4 protein-coding genes are annotated in these 4,378 nt (G+C 51.7%); 3 read left to right on the forward strand and 1 reads right to left on the reverse strand.

What is annotated here, in order from left to right:
• Window positions 1–665 (reverse strand): AraC family transcriptional regulator (locus AC1DUA_RS27990; RefSeq protein WP_477502878.1); only part of this gene is annotated, 665 nt, incomplete at its 3' end.
• Between the two features lie 63 nt (window positions 666–728).
• Here AC1DUA_RS27990 and AC1DUA_RS27995 point away from each other — a divergent pair.
• The 3 genes from AC1DUA_RS27995 to hutU all read left to right on the forward strand — a co-directional run.
• Window positions 729–1,565, forward strand: coding sequence for a sugar phosphate isomerase/epimerase family protein (locus AC1DUA_RS27995; RefSeq protein WP_477502880.1), 837 nt, complete (start codon window positions 729–731; stop codon window positions 1,563–1,565).
• Window positions 1,566–1,910: 345 nt separating this feature from the next.
• The gene (hutH, locus tag AC1DUA_RS28000) at window positions 1,911–3,482 is read left to right on the forward strand and encodes a histidine ammonia-lyase (protein ID WP_477502881.1); all 1,572 of its coding nucleotides are present in this window, start codon (window positions 1,911–1,913) and stop codon (window positions 3,480–3,482) included.
• Window positions 3,483–3,501: 19 nt separating this feature from the next.
• A partial coding sequence (hutU, locus tag AC1DUA_RS28005) for a urocanate hydratase (RefSeq protein ID WP_477502879.1) occupies window positions 3,502–4,378 on the forward strand: 877 nt, incomplete at its 3' end.

Here is a 4,378-nt window from a genome sequence, read left to right on the forward strand (position 1 = left end):
ACCGTAGAGCCTTCGCGGAGCAGCTGCTTCGCTTTGTTAATGCGCTTAAATAAAATATGCTCATGAATGGTGCTGCCCGTATGTTTTTTGAATAATCGGCAAAGATAGGAGCGATTCATAAACACAACATGCTCCAACACTTCGAGCGACAGATCCTGATCCAGATTTTCGTCAATATACGTAAATAGGGAGGACAGCTTGTCAGGAATCATGACCTGATCCTCTTGTTTCCCTTGATTGAGGAAGATCCGGTTAATAAACACCAGCAGCTCGGTAAAAGCGGCCACAAACAAAATGTCCGATCCAGGCAACGCCTGAGGGCGCGTGTACATCTCCATACGCTCGACTATTTTCAGAAAGTCGTCGATTTGCTGGGGATTCAGACGCATCCGGTTTTGCTCACCGAACTTGCGGTTATTGAAGCAGTGCAGCAAATCAAACTGCGAAGAATTTATGTTTGCGAGCAGCGCAGGATTAAAGTGGATGACGCAGTTCTCATAACGCTGTTTTTTAGATTGAAAATTAGGCCTGTGAAGCTCGTTGCTGTGCATAATCAACAGATCGCCATACTGCAAATGATAGACTTGCTTTTCGATAAAATAGTGTACATCCCCGGTTAGGAAAAAATAGATTTCATATTGATCCTGATGCTGATGGAAATCCATCGGCCGCGGCTCATTCGTCACGGTATGCCGGAAATTGATCATCTGATGAAGATTTTGGTATAGATCACTGTTGCAACACCTGATTTAACACCTGAGGAACTGRCAAAAGCGGCTACTGCAGCCGGTATTGAAGGGATTGAATGGCGTTTTAAAGATACGCCTGCGGAAGTGGCGAACGAGAAGCCGTCTTTCTGGCGTAATAACCTTTGCTCTATTGATCCAAGTGCTTCTGATGAAGAGCTGGAGCGTTTCAGACTCATTGCTGTGAACAATAACCTAGTGAATTTAAGTGTTACACCTTATTTAAATGACTGCAATATTGATGAGACTGAGAACGTGTTTAAAGCAGCGAAAAAAGTAGGAGCGTCTTACATTCGTTGTGGAGTTCCTAATTATGATAAAAGCGTAAACTATAACGATTTGTTTGCAAAAGCTACGGACTATTTGCACCACGTGCAAGAGTTTTCCCAGCAATACGGCATCAAAGCTTTGGCTGAAATTCACCATAATACGATTACTCCAAGTGCAGGGCTGTCTCACCGCCTAGTTTCGCAGTTCAATCCAGACCACATCGGCGTGCTGCATGATGCAGGCAACATGGTGCATGAAGGCTTCGAGAACTACCGTATGGGTCTTGAACTGCTAGGGCCATRCCTGGCTCACGTCCATGTGAAAAATGCGCAATGGGTACCAACAGGTGAAACGCAAGACGGCATTAAGCTTTGGAAAAGCGAGTGGGCACCGATTGACGCGGGTATCGTGAACTGGAAACAGCTGCTTGCTGATCTTAAAGCAGTTGGCTACGACGGCTACCTCGGAATCGAAGATTTCAGTGCTCAATACGGTTCGCAGGAGATGCTAAGCAATTTCTCTTCCAAAGTGAAAGAATGGTTGGCATAAGCTATTAAGATAAAGTCTCACTCGCTAAGGCTTAGGCTAAGGCGGGTGAGGCTTTTTTTTGCATGGATGCCAGCATTTGGGCAATAAGCCATATTGACAGTCTGCGAACCCCCGTGTGAAAATAAGGGAAGGTATAACAAAAGCTATAACAAAAGTTATAAACAAAAGGCATAATAACAAAATAATTCAAAAAGTGAGTGAGAGCGATGAGGGATCGGCTGGAGCAGGATACCGGACAATCGCATAGAACCCTCTTTTTTAAAAAAGGGACCGTATGGAAGAGAACATCTTCCGTACGGTCCCTTTCTTTTGTTAAAGCGAGAAAGGATCTGATTAGATATGGCGATGGTATATAAAGAAAAGCAACAACAAGATGACGGAGGAGGTCAAACTCCAGTGAAATTAGATGGTGAAATGTTAACGCCGGCCTTAGTGGCTGCGGTTGCTTACGAGGGAGTGCCTGTGGCACTGGAGGATGAAGCTATGAAGCGCGTGGTGAAGTGCCGCGCTATGGTGGAGGAGCTTGTCGCGACGGGCCAAGTGGTTTATGGCGTCACGACCGGCTTCGGGAAATTCAGCGATGTGCGCATTTCCCCGCAAGACGCGGTGCAGCTGCAGCTTAATCTGATCCGCAGCCATGCTTGCGCAGTGGGCAGACCGCTGCCGGAACCGACCGTGCGGGCGCTGATGCTGCTGCGTGCAAACGCGCTGGCCAAAGGCCACTCCGGCATCCGGCTGGAAACGCTGCAGCTGCTGGTTGATTGCATCAATTGCGGCGTGCATCCCATTGTGCCGGAGCAGGGCTCACTTGGCGCTAGTGGAGATTTGGCGCCGCTATCTCATCTGGCACTCGTGCTGATGGGCGAGGGCGAAGCCATCTACCAAGGGCAGCGCCTGCCGGGCGCGTCAGCGCTTGCCAAAGCAGGGCTGAAGCCGATTACGCTTCAGGCGAAAGAAGGGCTTGCCTTGATCAACGGCACGCAGATTATGGCCTCGATCGGCACGCTAGCGTTCGTCAAAGCGGAGCGCCTCGCACGGATCGCTGATGTCATCGCGGCGATGACCGTGGAGTGCTTGCGCGGCATCCCGGATGCTTTTGCCGATGAGGTGCAGCGCGTACGCCCTTATCCGGAGCAGATCGGCGTAGCGGCCAACTTGCGCACGCTGCTTCAAGGCAGCAAGCTGACGACGCGCCAGGGCGAGATCCGCGTGCAGGATGCCTATTCCTTGCGCTGCTTGCCGCAGGTTCACGGTGCGACGCGCCAAGTTCTTGGTTATGCGGGAGATAAGATCGCCATAGAGATTAATTCAGCGACAGATAATCCTTTGTTATTCGTGGATAAGGGGCTGGTTATTTCGGGAGGCAACTTCCATGGGCAGCCGATTGCTTTTGCGATGGATTTTCTGAAAATTGGCATGAGCGAGCTTGCGAACATTTCGGAGCGCCGCACGGAGCGGTTGGTGAATCCGGCATTATCCGGCGGGCTACCTGCTTTTCTCAGTCATAACCCCGGGGTCGGTTCCGGCATGATGATTACACAGTATGTCAGCGCATCGCTCGTTTCGGAGAATAAAGTGCTTTCTCACCCTTCCAGCGTGGACTCTATCCCATCTTCGGCGAATCAGGAGGATCATGTGTCGATGGGGACAACTGCAGCGCGCCATGCGGCTCAGGTGATTGACAATGTGTCGAAGGTGCTCGCGATCGAGCTTATCTGTGCAGCTGAAGCCGCCGAATTCGTCGGAGCGGAAGGTCTTGCCCCAGCGACTCGCGTGCTGTATGACAAACTGCGAGCGGTCGTTCCGCCCGTCATAGAGGATCGCTCCACCTCTCGTGAGATAGAGGAAGTAGCTTCTGCGTTATTGGAAGGCGAATGGCTGCAAGCAGTTGAGGCTGTTACCGGTTCGTTATTTTAAAATCGAAGGAGATGCTGATATGACGAATACTAACCACGCAAAAAGAGTAATCCGCGCCCCTCGCGGCACAGATTTATCCTGCAAAGGCTGGGTGCAGGAAGCGGCGATGCGTATGTTGATGAACAATCTGGACCCTGAGGTCGCAGAGCGCCCGGAGGATCTTGTGGTTTATGGCGGTATCGGCAAAGCAGCACGCAATTGGCCCGCGTATGACGCCATTGTGCGTGAGCTCCAGCGCTTGGAGAACGATGAAACCTTGCTCATCCAATCGGGCAAACCAGTAGGTGTTTTCAAAACCCATGAGCGAGCACCCCGTGTGCTGTTGTCCAACTCCGTGCTCGTGCCCAAATGGGCGAATTGGGAGCATTTCCGTGAGCTGGAAGCGAAGGGACTGATGATGTACGGCCAAATGACGGCGGGCAGCTGGATTTACATCGGGACGCAGGGCATTCTGCAAGGCACCTTTGAGACGTTCGCTGAGGCGGCCAGACAGCATGCAGGAGGTACTCTGCAAGGCACGCTGACCCTGACAGCGGGTCTTGGCGGCATGGGCGGTGCACAGCCGTTAGCGGTCACGATGAATGAGGGTGTCGTCATCGCCGTTGAAGTCGATCGCTCCCGGATCGAGCGCCGCATTCAAACCCGTTACTGCGATGTGCTCGCAGAAACGTTGGATGAAGCGCTTCTCCTTGCCGAGAAAGCGATGGAAGCTGGGAAACCCCTTGCTATTGGACTTCTGGGCAATGCTTCTGAGGTGTATCCGGAATTTGTGCGTCGCGGGATTAAGCCGCATTTTGTAACGGATCAGACTTCGGCTCATGATCCGCTGATTGGCTATATCCCGGCAGGCATGACGCTGGAGGAGGCGACGGAGCTCCGGCAGCGCGATCCTGAAT

The organism is Paenibacillus sp. 01T422, from assembly GCF_056398785.1.